Annotated in this window: 19 protein-coding genes; 11 read left to right on the forward strand and 8 right to left on the reverse strand. The window is 67.2% G+C overall.

Annotation, left to right across the window (positions count from 1 at the left end):
- Nucleotides 1-51 precede the first annotated feature (51 nt).
- Nucleotides 52-390: a peptidyl-tRNA hydrolase Pth2 gene (gene pth2 / locus V5A38_RS03430; RefSeq protein ID WP_332324348.1), complete on the reverse strand. Its 339-nt coding sequence runs from the start codon at nucleotides 388-390 to the stop codon at nucleotides 52-54.
- On the opposite strand from pth2, the gene V5A38_RS03435 reads away from it, so the two are divergent.
- From V5A38_RS03435 to V5A38_RS03455, 5 genes are all read left to right on the forward strand, one after another.
- Entirely contained in the window at nucleotides 389-1,180 is a 792-nt protein-coding gene (locus tag V5A38_RS03435) for a Yip1 family protein (RefSeq protein ID WP_332324389.1), read from the forward strand. The two genes, pth2 and V5A38_RS03435, sit on opposite strands and share 2 nt — an antisense overlap.
- A 55-nt stretch (nucleotides 1,181-1,235) precedes the next feature.
- On the forward strand, nucleotides 1,236-1,880 hold the full coding sequence (gene dcd, locus V5A38_RS03440) for a dCTP deaminase (RefSeq protein ID WP_332324349.1): 645 nt from the start codon (nucleotides 1,236-1,238) through the stop codon (nucleotides 1,878-1,880).
- On the forward strand, nucleotides 1,877-2,797 hold the full coding sequence (locus V5A38_RS03445) for a thiamine-phosphate synthase family protein (RefSeq protein WP_332324350.1): 921 nt from the start codon (nucleotides 1,877-1,879) through the stop codon (nucleotides 2,795-2,797). The genes dcd and V5A38_RS03445 overlap by 4 nt, the downstream gene beginning before the upstream one ends.
- Before the next feature lie 77 nt (nucleotides 2,798-2,874).
- Nucleotides 2,875-3,933, forward strand: coding sequence for a glutathione S-transferase family protein (locus tag V5A38_RS03450; RefSeq protein WP_332324351.1), 1,059 nt, complete (start codon nucleotides 2,875-2,877; stop codon nucleotides 3,931-3,933).
- Between the two features lie 81 nt (nucleotides 3,934-4,014).
- Entirely contained in the window at nucleotides 4,015-5,190 is a 1,176-nt protein-coding gene (locus V5A38_RS03455; protein WP_332324352.1) for a pyridoxal phosphate-dependent aminotransferase, read from the forward strand.
- A gap of 333 nt (nucleotides 5,191-5,523) precedes the next feature.
- Here the strand turns inward: V5A38_RS03455 and V5A38_RS03460 are convergent, their stop codons facing one another.
- The gene (locus V5A38_RS03460; protein WP_332324353.1) at nucleotides 5,524-6,252 is read right to left on the reverse strand and encodes a glucose 1-dehydrogenase; all 729 of its coding nucleotides are present in this window, start codon (nucleotides 6,250-6,252) and stop codon (nucleotides 5,524-5,526) included.
- 124 nt (nucleotides 6,253-6,376) lie between these two features.
- On the opposite strand from V5A38_RS03460, the gene V5A38_RS03465 reads away from it, so the two are divergent.
- From V5A38_RS03465 to V5A38_RS03475, 3 genes are all read left to right on the forward strand, one after another.
- Complete coding sequence (locus V5A38_RS03465) at nucleotides 6,377-7,465, forward strand: molybdopterin-dependent oxidoreductase (RefSeq protein ID WP_332324354.1); 1,089 nt, start codon at nucleotides 6,377-6,379, stop codon at nucleotides 7,463-7,465.
- A gap of 131 nt (nucleotides 7,466-7,596) precedes the next feature.
- Nucleotides 7,597-7,950, forward strand: coding sequence for a cupin domain-containing protein (locus tag V5A38_RS03470; protein WP_332324355.1), 354 nt, complete (start codon nucleotides 7,597-7,599; stop codon nucleotides 7,948-7,950).
- A gap of 131 nt (nucleotides 7,951-8,081) precedes the next feature.
- On the forward strand, nucleotides 8,082-8,576 hold the full coding sequence (locus tag V5A38_RS03475; RefSeq protein WP_332324356.1) for a cupin domain-containing protein: 495 nt from the start codon (nucleotides 8,082-8,084) through the stop codon (nucleotides 8,574-8,576).
- Nucleotides 8,577-8,581: 5 nt separating this feature from the next.
- On the opposite strand, the gene V5A38_RS03480 is transcribed toward V5A38_RS03475, so the two are convergent.
- From V5A38_RS03480 to V5A38_RS03500, 5 genes are all read right to left on the reverse strand, one after another.
- Nucleotides 8,582-8,854 (reverse strand): hypothetical protein, encoded by a 273-nt coding sequence (locus V5A38_RS03480; RefSeq protein WP_332324357.1) that lies wholly within the window; start codon nucleotides 8,852-8,854, stop codon nucleotides 8,582-8,584.
- Between the two features lie 284 nt (nucleotides 8,855-9,138).
- On the reverse strand, nucleotides 9,139-10,353 hold the full coding sequence (locus V5A38_RS03485; RefSeq protein WP_332324358.1) for an inorganic phosphate transporter: 1,215 nt from the start codon (nucleotides 10,351-10,353) through the stop codon (nucleotides 9,139-9,141).
- 6 nt (nucleotides 10,354-10,359) lie between these two features.
- The gene (locus tag V5A38_RS03490) at nucleotides 10,360-10,530 is read right to left on the reverse strand and encodes a hypothetical protein (protein ID WP_332324359.1); all 171 of its coding nucleotides are present in this window, start codon (nucleotides 10,528-10,530) and stop codon (nucleotides 10,360-10,362) included.
- A gap of 242 nt (nucleotides 10,531-10,772) precedes the next feature.
- Nucleotides 10,773-11,957, reverse strand: coding sequence for a 3-dehydroquinate synthase II (locus tag V5A38_RS03495; RefSeq protein WP_332324360.1), 1,185 nt, complete (start codon nucleotides 11,955-11,957; stop codon nucleotides 10,773-10,775).
- Nucleotides 11,958-12,046: 89 nt separating this feature from the next.
- Nucleotides 12,047-13,255: an MFS transporter gene (locus tag V5A38_RS03500; protein ID WP_332324361.1), complete on the reverse strand. Its 1,209-nt coding sequence runs from the start codon at nucleotides 13,253-13,255 to the stop codon at nucleotides 12,047-12,049.
- Nucleotides 13,256-13,342: 87 nt separating this feature from the next.
- Between V5A38_RS03500 and V5A38_RS03505 the strand changes: the two genes are divergently transcribed.
- Entirely contained in the window at nucleotides 13,343-13,513 is a 171-nt protein-coding gene (locus V5A38_RS03505) for an HVO_0758 family zinc finger protein (RefSeq protein ID WP_332324362.1), read from the forward strand.
- Complete coding sequence (locus tag V5A38_RS03510; protein WP_332324363.1) at nucleotides 13,474-13,746, forward strand: universal stress protein; 273 nt, start codon at nucleotides 13,474-13,476, stop codon at nucleotides 13,744-13,746. Before V5A38_RS03505 ends, V5A38_RS03510 begins: the two co-directional genes overlap by 40 nt.
- Nucleotides 13,747-13,885: 139 nt before the next feature.
- Here V5A38_RS03510 and V5A38_RS03515 read toward each other — a convergent pair whose 3' ends face one another.
- On the reverse strand, nucleotides 13,886-14,803 hold the full coding sequence (locus V5A38_RS03515) for a PhzF family phenazine biosynthesis protein (protein ID WP_332324364.1): 918 nt from the start codon (nucleotides 14,801-14,803) through the stop codon (nucleotides 13,886-13,888).
- A gap of 94 nt (nucleotides 14,804-14,897) precedes the next feature.
- Between V5A38_RS03515 and V5A38_RS03520 the strand changes: the two genes are divergently transcribed.
- A complete protein-coding gene (locus V5A38_RS03520; protein WP_332324365.1) occupies nucleotides 14,898-16,355 on the forward strand; it encodes a DHH family phosphoesterase in 1,458 nt (485 codons plus the stop codon).
- Nucleotides 16,356-16,392 lie beyond the last annotated feature (37 nt).

Raw genomic sequence — 16,392 nt, forward strand, 5'->3', positions numbered from 1 at the left:
TCAAGCGGCGCGGTGCCGTGGGATTCCCGCGTCTTCAGGCGCGGGAGGATGTCAAAATAGTGAGAGGTCACCCGTCACGCGGTCGACGATTTCGTCTTCGCCCGGACCGATCGCGACGGTCGTTGCTGTCCCCGGGTCGAGCTGGGTGTGCCCGGCGTCACGAATCACGGCGTTGGCGAGCCCCTTCCGCTCGGCTTTGTCGGCCAGCTCGAACAGCTGGTCCTCGCCGCTCGCTTTCAGGACGACTTTTTTCTGGCCCTCCCCCTTCCATCGCTTGCGCGTCCGCCTGTCGGTGTCCTCGTAGGCAGAAAGCGACGCGTGTGCGACCTGCGCGGCGAGCTTCCCGTTCCCCATCCCGAGATCGGTTCGGGCCACGATTGCCTGCTTCATACCACTACCCAGCCGGGCGGTCCGGAAAGCGTTTCCCACCTCCAACGACAGAGGATTTGTTGGTTGCCCAGCATGTCCACCCGATGGCTGGTCCCCGAACCCCCTCCTCCGCCCGGATCGCTACTTCGCGGCCCACGACGACGCGCCGCCGCTGTCCCACGCCGCCCTCGCCGTGGCCATCGCCACGGCCGTCGGCGCAGCCCGCATCGTCGGCCAGTTGGCTGCCACGCTCGACGTGGTAATCACCGTCGACAACCCCGCCGACCCCGGCGAAGGCATCTGTGAGAACCCCGCGTTCGAGGACACCCCGTCCGGCTGTGACCAGCCCCCGACGGTCCAGCGGGAACTCGGGGCGCTCGTCGCCCGGGAGTTCTCGTGGTTTCCGCCCGTCTCGTTCGTCCTCGTCCCAGTCTGGTGGCTGTTCCAAACAGGCGTGCTCCACGCCGCGAGCGCCGTCGTCGGCGGCGAGGGCTCGTTCGGCGAAACGCTCGTGGTTGCCGGCTGGGGGATGGTTCCCAGCCTCCTGTGGATCCTCGGCGTCACGGCGTTCATCGTCCCCACAGTTCAGTCGCTGACGGGTCCGGCCAACCCCGACGGGGCCGTCGATGCGCTGCGCGCGGCGCTCTCCGGCCTCCAGCCGATGGTGTTCGGCCTCGCGATCGTCACCGCGGTCTGGGCCGGCGCCATCCGCACGTTCGGGCTGGCCGACGCCCGGAGCCTCCATTCCACGACGGCGGCGGGGGTGGTCGGCGCACTCACCGTCTTCGGCCTGCTGTTCGAACTGGTATAGGCGACCGGAGCGGCGATGAGGGAGCTTTTAGGCCGCGCGCCGCCCCGCCTCCTGTATGATACTCTCGGACGGCGATATCCTCCGCCGGCTGGAGGCTGGCGACCTGGTTATCGACCCAATCGACGACATCGATATGCAGGTCCAGCCTGCGAGCGTCGACCTCAGGCTCGGTGAGGAGTTCCTGGAGTTCCAGCGAACCAACATCTCCTGTATCCACCCGAACCGCGAGGAGGAGGTCGGCGAGTACGTTCAGGAGACGAACGTGGCAGAGGGCGACGAGTTCATTCTCCACCCGGGTGATTTCGTCCTCGGCACGACCAAAGAGCGCGTCGACATCCCGGCGGACCTCATTGCCCACGTCCAGGGTCGTTCATCGCTGGGGCGACTTGCGATCGTCGTCCACGCCACTGCGGGCATCGTCGACCCCGGCTACAGGGGCCAGATCACGCTCGAACTCTCGAACCTCGGTACTGCGCCGGTCGCGCTTTCGCCGGGAATGCGCGTCTCCCAGCTCATCTTCACCGAACTCAGCTCACCAGCCGAACGCCCGTACGGCAGCGATCGCGACTCGAAGTACCAGAACCAGTCCGGCCCACAGGCCTCTCGCATCGGAAGCGACCCCGAGTTCGTCGCGGAGCGAGCGGCGGCCGCCGAGAAAGAGGGGGAGACAGAGACAGGGACGGAGGACCGGGACGGATGAAGTTTATCGAGGAAGTCGTCGTCGACACGTTCCTCCCGACCTACCGCTCGATGCTGGCCGAGCGCCTTCGAGAGAAAGGGCTGACCCAGGCCGAGGTCGGCGACCTGTTGGGCATCAGCCAGTCGGCCGTCTCGAAATACGCCCACGGCGATGTCGACACGCACCCGGCAGTCGAGAGCGACGAGCGGGTGCAGGCGCTCGCTGACCGTGTCGCGACTGGGCTCGCCGAGGGAACTATCACCCGGGTCGGCGCACTCGTCGAGGCAGAGGTGCTGATCCGTCGACTGGAGGACGGCGACCTGCTCGCTCGCCTCCACGAAAAGGCGTGGCCCGAACTGGCTGATGCGGACGTCTCCTTCGCGATTCACGACCCCGAATCCGCGCTCCGCACCAGCGAACAGGTGCTCTCCTCGGTCCGGCGCGGGCTCCGGGTGCTCACCAACGCCTCCAGCTTCGCGGGGCTCATCCCGAACGTCGGCACGAACCTCGTCGAAGCGCTTCCAAACCCGGAGGGTATCGAGGACGTCGGCGGCATCCCCGGCCGCATCGTCGACGTGAAAGGGGCCGCGACCGTGCCGGGCGAGCCGGAGTTCGGCGTCAGCGAACACGTCGCGAACGTGTTGCTTTCGGCCCGTGATGGCGGTGCCACAGCCAACGCGGCGGTGAATCTCTACTACGATCCGGACGTAGTCGACCGATTCGAGGAGGCCGGCTATCCGGCTATCGAGTTCGACCCGGATGCGCCGACGGACGCGGTTCGGGCCGCTGTGGCGCAGTTCCTCGACGAGGGCGGCGATCCCGAGGAGCCGTTCGTCCTCTACCAGAGAGGCGCACACGGCGTCGAGGCCATCACCTACGTGCTCGGCCCGGACGCGCCGACCGTTGCCCGAGTCGTCGTCGAGACGCTGTTGCGCTGAAGCGCGTTTTCGACCGGGGACGGCGCTGTTCCTCCGCCGACGGTCGGCTTATACGGCTCGCGACCTATCTCCTCGGTATGAACATGCTCGTCGACGGTGAGTGGCGGACGGACGCCTACGACTCGACGAACGAGAAAGGGGAGTTCGACCGCCAGAAGACCACATTTCGGAACTGGCTCGACGGCAGCGTCGCGGCCGCCGGCAAGGAACCGACGGAGAGCCGCTTCGGGCCCGAGTCAGGGCGCTACCATCTCTACATCTGCCGGGCCTGTCCGTGGGCCCACCGCGCGGCGATGGTCCGACAGCTTCGGGGCCTGGCGGACGATATCTCCATCTCGCTGGTCCAGCCCGAGCGCTACGACCAGGGCTGGGAGTTCTCCGCGGAGCATCCCGACCCGATTTCTGGCCACGGCTACCTGCACGAGGTGTACACCGACGCCGACCCCGAGTTCACCGGTCGGGTGACAGTGCCTGTCCTCTGGGACACACAGGAGGAGACCATCGTCAACAACGAATCGAGCGAAATCATGCGGATGCTCGATACCGCTTTCGAGGGCAACGAGGTGTCGCTCTACCCCGAGAGGCTCCGTGCCGACATCGACAATATCGTGGAAGCCATCTACGAACCCATCAACAACGGCGTCTACCGCGCGGGCTTCGCGGCCACGCAGGCGGCCTACGACGAGGCCGTTGCCGAACTGTTCGACGCGCTCGATCACTGGGAGAGTGTGCTCGCTGACCAGCGCTATCTCGCCGGAGACGGCCAGCGGCTCACCCTCGCGGACGTGGCAATGTTCGCGACGCTCGTTCGCTTCGACCATGTCTATCACACGCACTTCAAATGCAACCGCCGGCCCATTCACGAGTATCCGAACCTCTGGGGCTACACGAAGGATATCTATCAGACGGGCGAACCCTCGGGTTCGCCGGACGGACGAACGGGGAGTGGTACGACTCGTGAGTCGGCGATCGCCGAGACGGTGAACGTCGAGCAGATCACGAGGCACTACTACGTCAGCCACGGCGACCTCAACCCGAAGCGACTGGTGCCGACGGGGCCGGACATCGAGTTCACGGAGCCCCACAGCCGCGACGAACTGGCCGGTCGCCCGCCGGGGGTTCCGGTCGAGCAGTAACCTGTCTCATGCCGACCTGGGCTCCCGGCAACGCCCCCGCGGGAACACAGGCTTTTGCCACCGCGGACCAACCATTGGCCTATGCTTACGCCCACCGAGCGCGTCCGTTCCTGCGAGCGCTCGAAGATCCGCGTCATGTTCGACCTGGCCGAGGCCGCCGACCGCGACCTGGTGCGTCTCGAAGTCGGGGAGCCCGATTTCGACACGCCAGAGCACGTCGTCGAGGCCGCCGCCGACGCCGCGCGAGCGGGCCAGACACATTACACCTCCAACGCGGGGCTCCCCGAGCTCCGGGAGGCTATCGCCGACACGCTCCACCAGGACTTCGCTATCGAGTACGACCCCGGCCAGCTAACGGTGACCAACGGCGGGATGGAAGCGCTCCATCTCGCTGTGCTCGCGACAATCGAGGACGGCGAGGAGCTACTCATCCCGTCGCCAGCCTGGCCAAACTACTGGATGCAGGCCCGACTCGCGGACGGCGTCCCTGTCGAAATACCGATGTCGGCGGCATCGGGCTACGCGCTCGACGCCGACCGGGTTATCGACCGGATGAGCGAGGATACGGGTGCCGTTGTTCTCTGTTCGCCCTCCAACCCGACCGGGCAGGTGTTCGACCCCGAGCCGATGCGCGAGGTGGTCGAGGCCGCCGCCGAGCACGACGCCTACGTCATCGCCGACGAGGTGTATCTCGGACTGACCTACGACCGGGACCCGGTCGGGATCGCGGCACTCACCGGCCACCCCGAGCACGTTCTCACGGTCGGCTCCTGTTCGAAAACGTACGCGATGACTGGCTGGCGGGTCGGCTGGCTCGGCGGTCCGGTCGAACTGGTCGACGAGGTGACGAAGATACACGAGAGCACGACCGCCTGTGCTGGCTCGGTCGCCCAGCACGCTGCCATCGCCGCCCTCACCGGCCCACAGGAGCCGGTCGAGGAGATGTACGAGGCGTTCGCAGAACGCCGCGAGTACGTCGCCGCGCGCGTCGAGGCGATGGACGGCGTCTCCTGTCCAACGCCCGATGGCGCGTTCTACGCATTCCTCGACGTGGACCTGCCCGGCAGTAGTCTCGACATCGCCAAACGCCTGCTGCGCGAGCAAGACGTGGTGCTCGCACCCGGCGACGGCTTCGGCAAGGCCGGCGAGGGGTCGCTTCGGCTCTCCTTTGCGAGTTCGCTGGAGCAGCTAGAGACGGGCCTCGACAGCATCGAGGCAGCGGTGCAAGAGCACCGGGACGAAGTGATCAGCGACTAAACGGGAGTGGGTGTCGTTTTTGCGGGTGCGTCGGCGCGAAGCGGGAGCGCCTCCGTGCGCGAGCGAGCGCGAGAGACGAGTGACTGAACGTCGGTGAAGGAACGAGTCGGCCGGGGAGGACGTGGGCTCTGCATCGCTGTGCGGTGGGTGGGATTGAAAGGGGCTGCCTGCTCGGCGAAGGCGGACGAAGTAAGCACCGCAAGGAGCGAAGCGACTGAGGAGCGCAGCGAGGCCCCCCCAGCCGAGCAGGCAGGGGCTTTGACGGTGTCCGCAACCCATCAGTGATACAGTTCTCCGAGACGCAGTCGGTACTGAAGAACCTGTAACCGGGACCTACCGCATCAACTCTCCACCATTAACGTTCAACGTCTCACCAGTCACGAATCCGGCGTCCCGAAGATACGCACACCCGTCGGCGATGTCCTCGACCTGCCCGATGCGCCCGACCGGGATCTGAGCAATCTCCTCTTGGATCTCTTCTTCGGTCCGGTCGCTCACCATGTCTGTCTCGATGTGACCCGGCGCGACGGCGTTCACGCGGATATTCGGTGCGAAATCGCCCGCGTGGCTCTTGGTCAGGGAGATGAGCGCGCCCTTCGAGGCGGCGTAGTGGACCTCCACCGGCGCGCCCGTGTAGGCGAGAATCGAGGAGATGTTGACGATCGAGGGGTTGTCGTCGGAGGCCTTCAGATGCGGGAGCGCGGCTTTCGTCGTGTTGAACGCGCTGTTGACGTTAACGTCCATCACACGGTCGAAATCCTCCGGCGGGAGCTCCGCGGTGTACACGTGCTGGTCGATGCCAGCGTTGTTGACGAGGTGGTCGACGCTGCCAAACGCCCCGACACCGGCGTCGACCAGCGCCTCGGCCCCGTTCGGTTCGGAGACGTCGGCGCCGACGATGACGGCATCCTGGCCGGCCTCGCGGACCAGTTCGGCCGTCTCCTCAGCTTCCGCTTCGCTGGTGTGGTAGTTCACCGCGATATCGTAGCCATCCTCGGCGTAGCGAACGGCGATTCCGCGACCGATACCCCGCGATGAGCCGGTGACGATAGCTGCAGGCACGCATCGGCTCTCGCCCCGCCCCCACTTGTGCCTGCGGCTTGGTCGCCTTGCTGGCCGGTACTGGTGACGAGCAAGCGAGCGGGGTGCGCGACGAACTCTTGGGAGTCCAGCCCCTGACTCGGCTATGGACCGCCTCGACGCCCGAGCGCTCCGCCGGATCGCTCCACCGCCGCGCGTCGTCGACTGGAGCATCCTCGTCGTCGTCACCACAGCCGTCGGGACGGGGCTGCTCTCGTGGACCGGCTGGCTCAGTCCGGCCCTGCTCGTCACCCTCCATACCGTCGTCAGTCTCACGCTCGTCGGCCTCCTCCTGTTCAAGTTCGCGCGGGTCGCGAACCGGGTGAGAGACTCCCGGAACTGGGACCGAGCGACGCCCATCTCGGTACTCCTCGGCGCTGTCGTCGTCGCCGTGCTCGCGCTCGGGATATTCTGGGGTCTTGGCGGCAACGTTCCGGTCGGGCCCTGGACCACACTCAACGTCCACATCGGGTTCGGACTGCTCGCGATTCCGCTCCTGTTGCTCCATCTCCGAGCGCGCCTCAGGCTCCCCTCTCGAACCGACGCCTCCCGTCGAAGCGCACTCAAAACCGGTGGGCTGCTCGTCGCCGGCGTGCTCGCGTGGCGGGCGACGGAGTTCGTCGCCGCGACCCGTGATGTCGTCACGCGCGAGACTGGCTCGAAACCGATCGGTGACCTGGCAGATACCGACACGGAGGGCGGCTCGTTCCCGGTCACCTCGTGGGTCGCCGACGACCCGGACCCGGTCGAGCCCGAAACGTGGTCGCTCGCGGTGTCGGGACAGGTTGACGAGGAACTCGAACTCGGCCACGGCGACCTGCCGAGCGGCGACGAGCGGACTGTCCAGCGCGAGACGCTCGACTGCACGAGCGGCTGGTACACGATCCAGGAGTGGGGCGGCGTACGGATCGGTGATCTGCTCGACGAGGCCGGCGTCACGGATGAGGCAGCGTGGGTTCGGTTCGTCAGCGTCACGGGCTATCGCTGGAGCCTCCCGCTCGCGGAGGCAAGGGAGGCGCTGCTTGCCACTCACGTCGGTGGCCGACCGCTCTCGCATGGGCACGGCGCGCCCGCACGGCTCGTCGCGCCCGGGCGCCGCGGCTTCCAGTGGGTCAAGTGGGTCGAGCGGGTCGAACTCCGGCGTGACCCCGACCCGGCCCAGTGGTTCGTGACGCTGGTCAGCGGCTTCGACTGACACCCGGATTTTTCAGTCCCACCTCCCCCTGCGGCTCTGGAGAAGCTCGCCGTCGAGGACGTGGAGAACGATATCCGGGCCGCGACGGTCCGGCACGGGCTCACGGACCCTCGGGGCTAACGGATTTTGCGATGAACCACTACGAACTCGAGCCCTGGCACTCCTCGTCCGTCGCTTACCACGAGCACAAGCTGCAGAAGGAGGTGATCCACGTGATTTCTGGCACCGCGACGTTCGAGACTGGTGACGGGGCGGTGACGGTGGGTCCGCGTGAGGCGGTTCGGTTCGACCGGACGGAGTTCCAGCGCGGCCGGAACCGCGGCGACGAGCGGGTGGGTACGCTGGCGTTCGGCGCACCGCTCGAGTACGGCGGCGGGACGATGCGGTGCGGAGACTGGCCAGCGGGAGCGCGGCTCGATTGGGGGCGTGGTTCCCTGATAGTGATTACTGCGAGTCTGTCCCGCCGTGACCATCCGTGTCGGTGATGGGAGCCCCTGAACCGGCGGCGTTCGACACCGTCGATGAACCTATTCGCCGTAATCACTATGAGTTCCGGTCCAGTTGCCTCGATAGCCGTAACGGCCACTGTTTTGTCCGTTCATCTCGGAGCGTGGCTATGGAGAAAACCGCCGTCGCCGACCTCGATGACAGCATCCAGGCCGCCGCAGTGATGCGTCACCTCACGGAACCACTGGGACTGACGGATTTCGCGATGAACTACTACGAACTCGAGCCGGGGGACTCCTTCGCGTTCGCCTACCACAACCACGCGGTGCAGGAGGAGGTGTTCTACGTGATTTCGGGCATTGCGACGTTCGAAACCGAGGATGGCCCCGTCGAGGTCGCCCCCGGCGAGGTGATTCGGTTCGACCGGACGGAGTTCCAGCGCGGCTGGAACCGCGGCGACGAGCGAGTGGTCGCACTCGCGCTCGGCGCGCCGCTCGAGTATGGGAAACAGGTGAAGCTCCGGCACTGCCCGAACTGCGGTGAGAAGACGGATAACGACCTGGACCGGGCGGACGACGAAGCGGCCGTCATCGCGTGCTGCAAGGAGTGTGGCACTGAGACGGGGCGATGGTACCGCGGGTCGATGGAAGGCGAAGTGCCCTAACTGGATTACTCCGACTCTTCTTCGCCCGCATTACGCTCTCGCTTCTCGCTTGCAGCCTGCTCCTCGCTCGTAGCCCGGTCGCGCTCCCGGTCGGCCAGTATCGCCAGTGTCGGCACGCCGATGCCGATGCCGGCGGCGAAGGGGACCCAGAACAGCGGCTCGCCGATGAACAGGAGCAGCAGCGAGAGGACGATCGAACCGACGATAGTAAGCCCGGCCCAGCGGTCGAGTCGATAGCTGGCGTCGTTCTCGTCGGGCTGCTGTGGCACGCCGCTCATGGCTATCGGGATGCGGGGGACGGGCAAAGGTGCTGTGTTCCGCCTGTCGTTACGCTACACACTCACGGCATGGGCTCCGTCGTCGCCCCACGGAGGGGGCGACAGGTCGCGCGCCGTGAGTGGCTCTACACAATCACGGCATGGGCTCCGTCGTCGCCCCACGGAGGGGGCGACAGGTCGCGCGCCGTGAGTGGCTCTACACAATCACGGCATGGGTTCCGTCGTCACCCCACGGAGGGGGCGACAGGTCGCGCGCCGTGAGTGGCGGTGCATGTCACGGCTGATCAAGAAACCGACTGCACGGCGACCATTGTGCCGTAGCTCACGACGAGTGAGAGCACCAGCGAGCCCGCCCACGCCAGGACGGTGTACACCATCTTCTTCCGGCTCACGCCGGCGCCGCCGGCGGCGTAGCCAGAGCCGATGATGGCCGAGACGATGACCTCGTTGAACGAGACGGGGATGCCGAATGCGACGGCGGTCTGGGCGATCGCGAAACTCGGGATGAGCGCGGCGATGGAGCGCCGCGGTCCGAGACTGGAGTAGTCCTGGGCGAGCGCCTTGATCATCCGCGGCGCGCCCGTCCACGAGCCGACGAGCAGGCCGAATCCGCCACCGACCAGCAGCGCGATGATGGGGATGGATTCGAACGTCTCCAGCAACGGCACCAACGGGCCGATCGCCAACCCGACCTGTGAGCCGCCGGCGGAGAACGCGACCAGCCCGCCCAGTGCCAGCAGGAACCGTCGCTGTGCGCCGGCCTCGTCGCGCCGCGTGTCCGCAGCCAGCGCCGCGGCGACGACGGCCCCGAACAGGAGGGTGATGAGTGCACGAACGATGAGCAGCTCCTGGGGGGTGATGGCGCCGGCAAACAGCAGGTCGACGAGCCAGCCCGCGACTTCCCCGGAGATGGCGCCGCTTCCGTCGGCTGCGCCGAGCACGGCGAACTGGATGTTGGCGACGATAGCGCCGATAAGCCCCCCGAGGGCGGGGACGGCCACCTTCTCGGGGACGCCCTCGGCGCGGAGCAGCCGTGCGGTGGTGTAGGCGATGCCGCCGCCGACGAAGGGGGTAAGCACCCAGAGCGTCGCAATCTGGCGGTATTTCGCCCATGCGGGCTCGCCCCCCAGCGCGAGACCGACGCCGACGACGGCGCCGGTGACGGTGAACGCCGTCGCGATGGGGTAGCCTTTGAACACGCCCAGTGCGACCAGAATCGCGGCGGTCAACAGCCCCACGGTGGCCGCGAGCGCGGTGATGGAGACGCCGCCGATGAGCTCGGAGCCGACCGCTTCGGTGACATTGGCGCCCTGGAGGACTGCGCCGGCCAAGCCGAGAATGCCGACGACGAACCCCGCACGCATCACCGAGATGGCGTTGGCACCTACCGCGGGGGCGAAGGGCGTCGAGCCAGAGGAGCCGGCGCCGATGGCCCATGCCATAAAGAGACTTGCGAGCGCCGCGATGACCGCTGTCGCGACAGTCGCGACTCCGACCATCGTAAGTTAGCTCCCCTTTCCGGTGTCGAACCCGTCCCGGAGCCCCTGTAGTGTCCGACGGACGAGGAGGTACATGAAGAAGATGAACCCAAGAATTGCGAACAGGATGAGGGTGAATATCGGGTTCGAGACGAGGAAATCGACTGTCTCGCCCACTACACTGGCGATGACGACCATGGGTGGCTTATTTGGGGGTCGCTGTTAGGCGTTTCGGAGCGTCTGACGGGACCTGTGGTCCTGGAACGGAACCAGCCGTCGCCGACTGCTGGTCGAGGGAGTTCGCACGGTCGCAATATGAGTTTCGCGGCCGTGACACGTCGGTCACGGCAGGTCGCGCGCCGTGATTGGCTTTACACAATCACGGCATGGGCTCCGTGGCCGTGACACGTCGGTCACGGCAGGTCGCGCGCCGTGATTGGTTACTTCTCGATAATGCTCTCTTCGACCTTCTCGCCGAAATGGCGCCCGCCTGCCTCGTAGTACATCCGAACCTCGTCGCCCGGTTCGAGGTCGGTAACCGCTTTCCGCCCCGCTTTTGTCGAGACTTTCACCGTCTCGGCGTTCTGGAGCAGCGTCTCCACGACGTCGACTTCACCGTCCTCGGGGGTGATCTCGGCCTGGACGCGGAACATCGGTCGCTTCTCGATTTTGACGCGGCCGACCAGCGCCTCTCGCGTGTGGCCTGCAGTGTTGACGATCTGGACGCGGTCGCCCGACTGGAGCTCAGCGAGATACTTCGTCTCACCCTCCGGCGTCCGGACATAGGCGTGGACCGCGCCGGCGTTCACGCGGAACGGCCGGGAGGCGACGTACGGCGAATCGGCTGTCTCGCCGTGGACGAAAAAGAGTCCGCGACTGAGCGAGCCAACGAGCATCCCCTCGTCGTCTTCCAGGAGCGACCCGGTGTCGATACAGACCCGGTCAGCGCCGCCGGTCTCTTCGACTTTCTGGATCTCGGCGAACTGCAGGTCGAGCGTCTCCTGCTCGGCTTGGTCGCGCACCTCGACGGTCCGCCGGACGACGTCCGGGTCGTTGGTGTCGAGGAGCACGTTGTCGACGCCGATTTCGAGCGTCTCGAACGCTGTCGCGGCGGCCTCCGCCGACTCGACGCCGGCGACGAGGTTCGTCTCCTCGCCCACGCGAGCGATGAGGTTCTCGAGCGGGATGATCTGCCAGTCCTCGGCGACGACGATGGTGTACTCGGCGTCGCGGGCGGCTTCCTCGGCGAACTCCTCGTAATCCTCGCCGAAGATGCGGACGTACTCTGCCTGCGCTCGGTCGTCTGACCGCCGGAGCGTCGTCAGATCCGCGGAGCCGGAGAAATCGGACGGCAGGTCGACGGTGCCGTCACCCTCGCCCTCCTTGCCGACGACGAAGATGTCGGGGTCGGTGTCCTGACTGGCGTCGATGACGTCGTCTTCGCGCTCGCCCGTCCCCCTGAACGCGGCGACGTTCACGCTGCCCAGTTCGCGCACCCGACCGACGTCGGCCTCGTCGACCAGCACCCAGTCGATGCCGGCCTCGAGTCCGGCGGTGATGCGCTGTTTTCGCTCCTCCCAGTCGCCGACTGAGTCGTCGGCTTTCAGCCACACGGAACGGGACATGGCCGACTCCACTCCGCCAGCCGGCTTGAACGTGGCGAATCACCGTCCGAGTCGCCGGGAGACAGCCGCGGAGGGCCGCCAGGGACGGGCTACGACGGCAACTGGTCGTCATGGTGGAGCCAGAACAGGCCGATTGCGACGACGGCGACGGCGATGGCGAAGCCGCGGAAGATGGCAGTGTACGCAAAACCCGCCTCGGCGAGCGTCCCGACGAACCAGGACCCCGGCGCCTGTGCGAGCATCATCGCCCCGCTGTAGACGGAGTACGCGCTCGCGCGGGTCCGGTCCGGGAACGTGCCGAGGAGGAACGTGTCAAGTGCGGGATAGAGGCTGTGAACGACGTAGCCAATGGCCGCCGACAGGGCGAACAGCCCAGCGACGGTGCGCACCGCGCTCAGGCCGAACAGGAGGAGGACGAACGCCGTGACGATGGCGAGGAGATACGCGGGCTGGGGGAGCCGGTCGGCGAGACGGCCGCTGATGGCGAACGCGGGGATGCCCGCGGCAAAGACGACCGTCAGCGCGTTCCGAGCCATCGAGGGAGAGAGCCCGCGGCCCTCGGCGAACAGCACGTAGAAGTTGAACACCCCCTGCCACGCGAAGCCGACGGTGCCCATCACCGCGAGGCCGAAGAGAACCCCTCGCCACTCCATGCGGGCCGCGCCGAGCAGGTCACGGTCCTCGTTCCCGGCGTCGGGAAGCGGGGTCCCGCGGCCGAGGAAATACGTCGCCGCGGTCAGCGCCACCGCGGCGGCCGCGAGTGCGAGAAACACCGCGCGCCACTCCTCGCCGGCCGGGACGCCCAGCGCGACGAACAGGGGGCGCCAGTCGGCACCGATGGCGAGCGCGAACGTGATAGCTGGGGCGGCGATGACGGCGGCGACCTGGTTGGCGGTGCCGTGGATGCCGATCATCCGACCGACACGGGTCGGGAACAGTTCGCTTACGAGCGTGTTGCCGGTGACGAAGTAGAGCCCGGAGGAGAGCCCCATCACGCCCGCACCGAGGATGAGCGCCGGCACGCCGACCGAAACGGCAGTGAGCGTCGCGCCAATCGCGAGGGTGACGCTGGACAGCAACACGACCTGCAGCCGGGAGAGCTTCGTTAGCAGATAGCCCGTCGGTACTCTGGGGAGCGCGCTGCCGATCCAGACTGCGGAGACGACCAGCCCGGCCGTCCCCTCACCGACGCCGAACGTCGCGATGAAGACGGCGACCAGCGGCGCCATCACCACCCGCGCGAAGTTCACGAGGAAGGCGTGACCACAGAGAGAACCGAACAGACGGGTTCGCGACACGAGTCGGCGTTCGCCCCGGGCCGGTTCAAGCGTTCCGAATCGGCGGGCGACGCGGGCCTTTTTATACTCGGCGGCGAACTCAGACGTATGAAGAGTACCCGGAAGGGCCTCCGTAACGACGACCTCTACAAGGACACGTACGGGCGGCTCAACTGCGCCGAGTGCGAAAAGACGCTCGCCACCGAGAACGCCCCGGACGAGGTGTACAACGTGCGTCGATGCCCGGACTGCGAACGCGAGTTCAGGGAGCTCCCCTGACTCGGGGTTGTGAGCCCGGCCTGTTCGACGACGCCGGCGTCGAGTTCACCCGTCATGGCGCCCTCGGCGAGAACGGCGAGCAGCTGGTCGAGATCGCGGGGCCGCTCGGTGCCGACCTCATCATCGTCGGCGGGCGCAAGCGCTCGCAAACGGGGAACGCGGTATTTGACTCGACCTTCCAGGAGATCATGCTTGACGCGCCCTGTCCGGTGCGCTTCGACCGCGCGGACTGAAGGCGCTCTTTCTCAGAGACAACCGCGATTGGTCAGCACAGTCACGGCGTAGTCTCCGTGCCCGCAGCACGAGGCTGCGGGGAGTCGCTTGCCGTGACTGGCTAAGTTTGCCGTGACTGGCTAAGTTTGCCGTGACCGGCTAAGCCTGAATGATCTCGTCCTCTTCCTCAGGCGGGACCACGAGCGAGCCGTCCATCGAGATCACGGAATCGCCGCCGACCTGTACCGTCTCGCCGTCGACGCGGACACCCACGTGGCCCGGGCGGTCGAGGAAGTGGCCCTGCTCGAACGTCATCCGGTCCGGAATCTCCCCCTCGAAGGCGGCGAACCGGTCGAGATAGGCGCCGCAGGCGCCGGAAGCGGTGCCGGTGACGGGGTCCTCATCGATACCCAGCCCCGGCACGAACGCCCGCCCGTGGAGCGTCGTCCCGTCGGGCTGGCTGCGACCCAGGGCGTCGAAGCTGAACACGTAGATTCCCGCGGTGCCGTGGGCGTCGGCGAGCGCCTCTACCGCGGCCATATCCGGCTCCATCCCCGAGAGATGTTCGAGGAAATTCACCGGGAGGATGAGGAACGGGAGCCCCGTCGAGGCGGAGGCGGGGGGGAGATCAGCGCCGACGTCGCGGAACGCGTCCGGGTCGATGTCCAACGCCTCGCCGGCGGTCTCGTAGTCGAGGTCGACACGGCGGACGACCGGCGCGTTCTGGGTCATCCAGACCGCGCCGCTCTCCGTGAGTTCGATATCCAGGACGCCGATTTCGGTCTCCAGCGTGTGCGTGCCCGCGCCGATGACGCCATCCTCGAAGAGGAAGCCGTGGGAGGCGATGGTGGCGTGGCCACAGAGGTCGACCTCCTGGGTTGGGCTGAAATACCGGACGCGCCGGTCTGCCTCCGCGGAGGGGCAGAGAAACGCGGTCTCCGAGACCGACAGCTCGCGCGCGACCGACTGCATCTGCGCCTCGCTCAGCCCGTTCGCGTCGGGGACGACGCCGGCCGCGTTCCCCGCCAGGGGTTCCGTGGTGAAGGCGTCGACCAACAGCGTTCGATAGCTCTCCATACCGAGGGGTCGGCCGGGACCGGTTTATGAGTACTGGGCTGGGACGCGGGAGCGAGAGGTTAAACAGGAGGCCGCGCCCACCACCGTACAAGCGATGAGCGACCCCGTCCCCGCGATGGCCGAGCGCGCGGCAGCCTGCGCCGACCGGCTCCGCGGCGCCGACTCCGTGCTTCTGGCCTCCCACATCGACGCCGACGGCCTCACCAGCGGTGCGATCGCCGCGACGGCGCTCGACCGGGCGGGCATCCCCTTCGAGACGACGTTCGAGAAACAGCTCGATGCAGCCGCTATCGAGCGTATCGCCGCAACCGAGCACGATGTCGCGCTGTTCACCGACTTCGGCAGCGGGCAACTCGACGATATCGTTCCCCACGAGGAGCGGGGTGAGTTCACCCCAGTCGTCGCCGACCACCACCAGCCCGCCACGGCCGAGGAGGGTGCGGAACCCCCGGACACCGACCTCCATCTCAACCCGCTGCTGTTCGGTATCGACGGCGCCTCGGCGCTGTCGGGTGCCGGCACGACGTACGTGCTCGCCCGCGCGCTGGAGCGGGCTGGCGGCGACAACCGCGACCTGGCTGCGCTCGCCGTCGTCGGCGCGGTCGGCGACATGCAGGACACTGACGGCGGCCTCGTCGGCGCGAATGAAAACATCGTCGCCGAGGGCGTCGAGCACGGCGTCATCGACGAGGTGACGGATATCTCCCTCTACGGCCGCCAAACCCGTCCACTCCCCAAGCTCCTGGAGTACGCGAGCGAACTCCGGATTCCGGGAATCTCGGGCGACGAGCGCGGCTCGATTCGTTTCCTCTCAGAACTTGCGGTGGACCTGAAGCTCGACGGGGAATGGCGCCGGTGGGTGGACCTCTCCTTCGAGGAGCGCCAGACCGTTGCGAGCGCGCTGATGCGCCACGCAATCGACCGCGGTGTCCCGCCCGAGCGGGTCAACAGTGTGACGACGACGACCTACACGCTCTCGGCGGAGGAGGTCGGCACCGAGCTCCGGGACGTGAGCGAGTTCTCGACGGTGCTGAACGCGACGGCGCGCTACGAACGCGCCGACGTTGGGCTCGCGATCTGTCTGGGCTACCGCGACGAGGCGCTCGAGCAAGCGCGGTCACTTCTACGCAACCACCGGCGCAACCTCTCGGAGGGGCTGGAGTGGGTCAAAACCGAGGGCGTCACCCAGGAGGAGCATCTCCAGTGGTTCGACGCTGGAACCCGTATCCGGGAGACGGTCGTCGGGATCATCGCCGGCATGGCCCTGGGCGAAAGCGGCGTCCGCCGGGACCACCCAATCATCGCCTTCGCCGAGGAGAGCGCCGAGGAACTGAAAGTCTCCTCCCGGGGCAGCGGCTTCCTCGTCCGGGACGGACTTGACCTCTCTGCGGTGATGAGCGAGGCCGCGGCGGCCGTCGACGGTGGCGGCGGTGGCCACGACGTCGCTGCGGGCGCGACGATTCCACAGGGACGCCGTGACGAGTTCCTGGAACACGCCGACGAAATCGTGGGCGAGCAGTTGGCCGCGGGCGACGAAACGGCGTCGCAGTAATCGAAGATGCAGTTTCGGCTGTTCGCGGGGCTGTCGC

The organism is Halolamina sp. (genome assembly GCF_036626355.1).
Taxonomy (GTDB): domain Archaea; phylum Halobacteriota; class Halobacteria; order Halobacteriales; family Haloferacaceae; genus Halolamina.

Excerpts from the sequence above, each read along its gene's own strand:
- pth2 (WP_332324348.1), bottom strand. The coding sequence starts at position 390 with ATGAAGCAGGCAATCGTGGCCCGAACCGATCTCGGGATGGGGAACGGG.
- dcd (WP_332324349.1), top strand. The coding sequence starts at position 1,236 with ATGATACTCTCGGACGGCGATATCCTCCGCCGGCTGGAGGCTGGCGAC.
- V5A38_RS03445 (WP_332324350.1), top strand. The coding sequence starts at position 1,877 with ATGAAGTTTATCGAGGAAGTCGTCGTCGACACGTTCCTCCCGACCTAC.
- V5A38_RS03450 (WP_332324351.1), top strand. The coding sequence starts at position 2,875 with ATGAACATGCTCGTCGACGGTGAGTGGCGGACGGACGCCTACGACTCG.
- V5A38_RS03455 (WP_332324352.1), top strand. The coding sequence starts at position 4,015 with ATGCTTACGCCCACCGAGCGCGTCCGTTCCTGCGAGCGCTCGAAGATC.
- V5A38_RS03465 (WP_332324354.1), top strand. The coding sequence starts at position 6,377 with ATGGACCGCCTCGACGCCCGAGCGCTCCGCCGGATCGCTCCACCGCCG.
- V5A38_RS03470 (WP_332324355.1), top strand. The coding sequence starts at position 7,597 with ATGAACCACTACGAACTCGAGCCCTGGCACTCCTCGTCCGTCGCTTAC.
- V5A38_RS03475 (WP_332324356.1), top strand. The coding sequence starts at position 8,082 with ATGGAGAAAACCGCCGTCGCCGACCTCGATGACAGCATCCAGGCCGCC.
- V5A38_RS03480 (WP_332324357.1), bottom strand. The coding sequence starts at position 8,854 with ATGAGCGGCGTGCCACAGCAGCCCGACGAGAACGACGCCAGCTATCGA.
- V5A38_RS03485 (WP_332324358.1), bottom strand. The coding sequence starts at position 10,353 with ATGGTCGGAGTCGCGACTGTCGCGACAGCGGTCATCGCGGCGCTCGCA.
- V5A38_RS03490 (WP_332324359.1), bottom strand. The coding sequence starts at position 10,530 with ATGGTCGTCATCGCCAGTGTAGTGGGCGAGACAGTCGATTTCCTCGTC.
- V5A38_RS03495 (WP_332324360.1), bottom strand. The coding sequence starts at position 11,957 with ATGTCCCGTTCCGTGTGGCTGAAAGCCGACGACTCAGTCGGCGACTGG.
- V5A38_RS03505 (WP_332324362.1), top strand. The coding sequence starts at position 13,343 with ATGAAGAGTACCCGGAAGGGCCTCCGTAACGACGACCTCTACAAGGAC.
- V5A38_RS03510 (WP_332324363.1), top strand. The coding sequence starts at position 13,474 with ATGCCCGGACTGCGAACGCGAGTTCAGGGAGCTCCCCTGACTCGGGGT.
- V5A38_RS03515 (WP_332324364.1), bottom strand. The coding sequence starts at position 14,803 with ATGGAGAGCTATCGAACGCTGTTGGTCGACGCCTTCACCACGGAACCC.
- V5A38_RS03520 (WP_332324365.1), top strand. The coding sequence starts at position 14,898 with ATGAGCGACCCCGTCCCCGCGATGGCCGAGCGCGCGGCAGCCTGCGCC.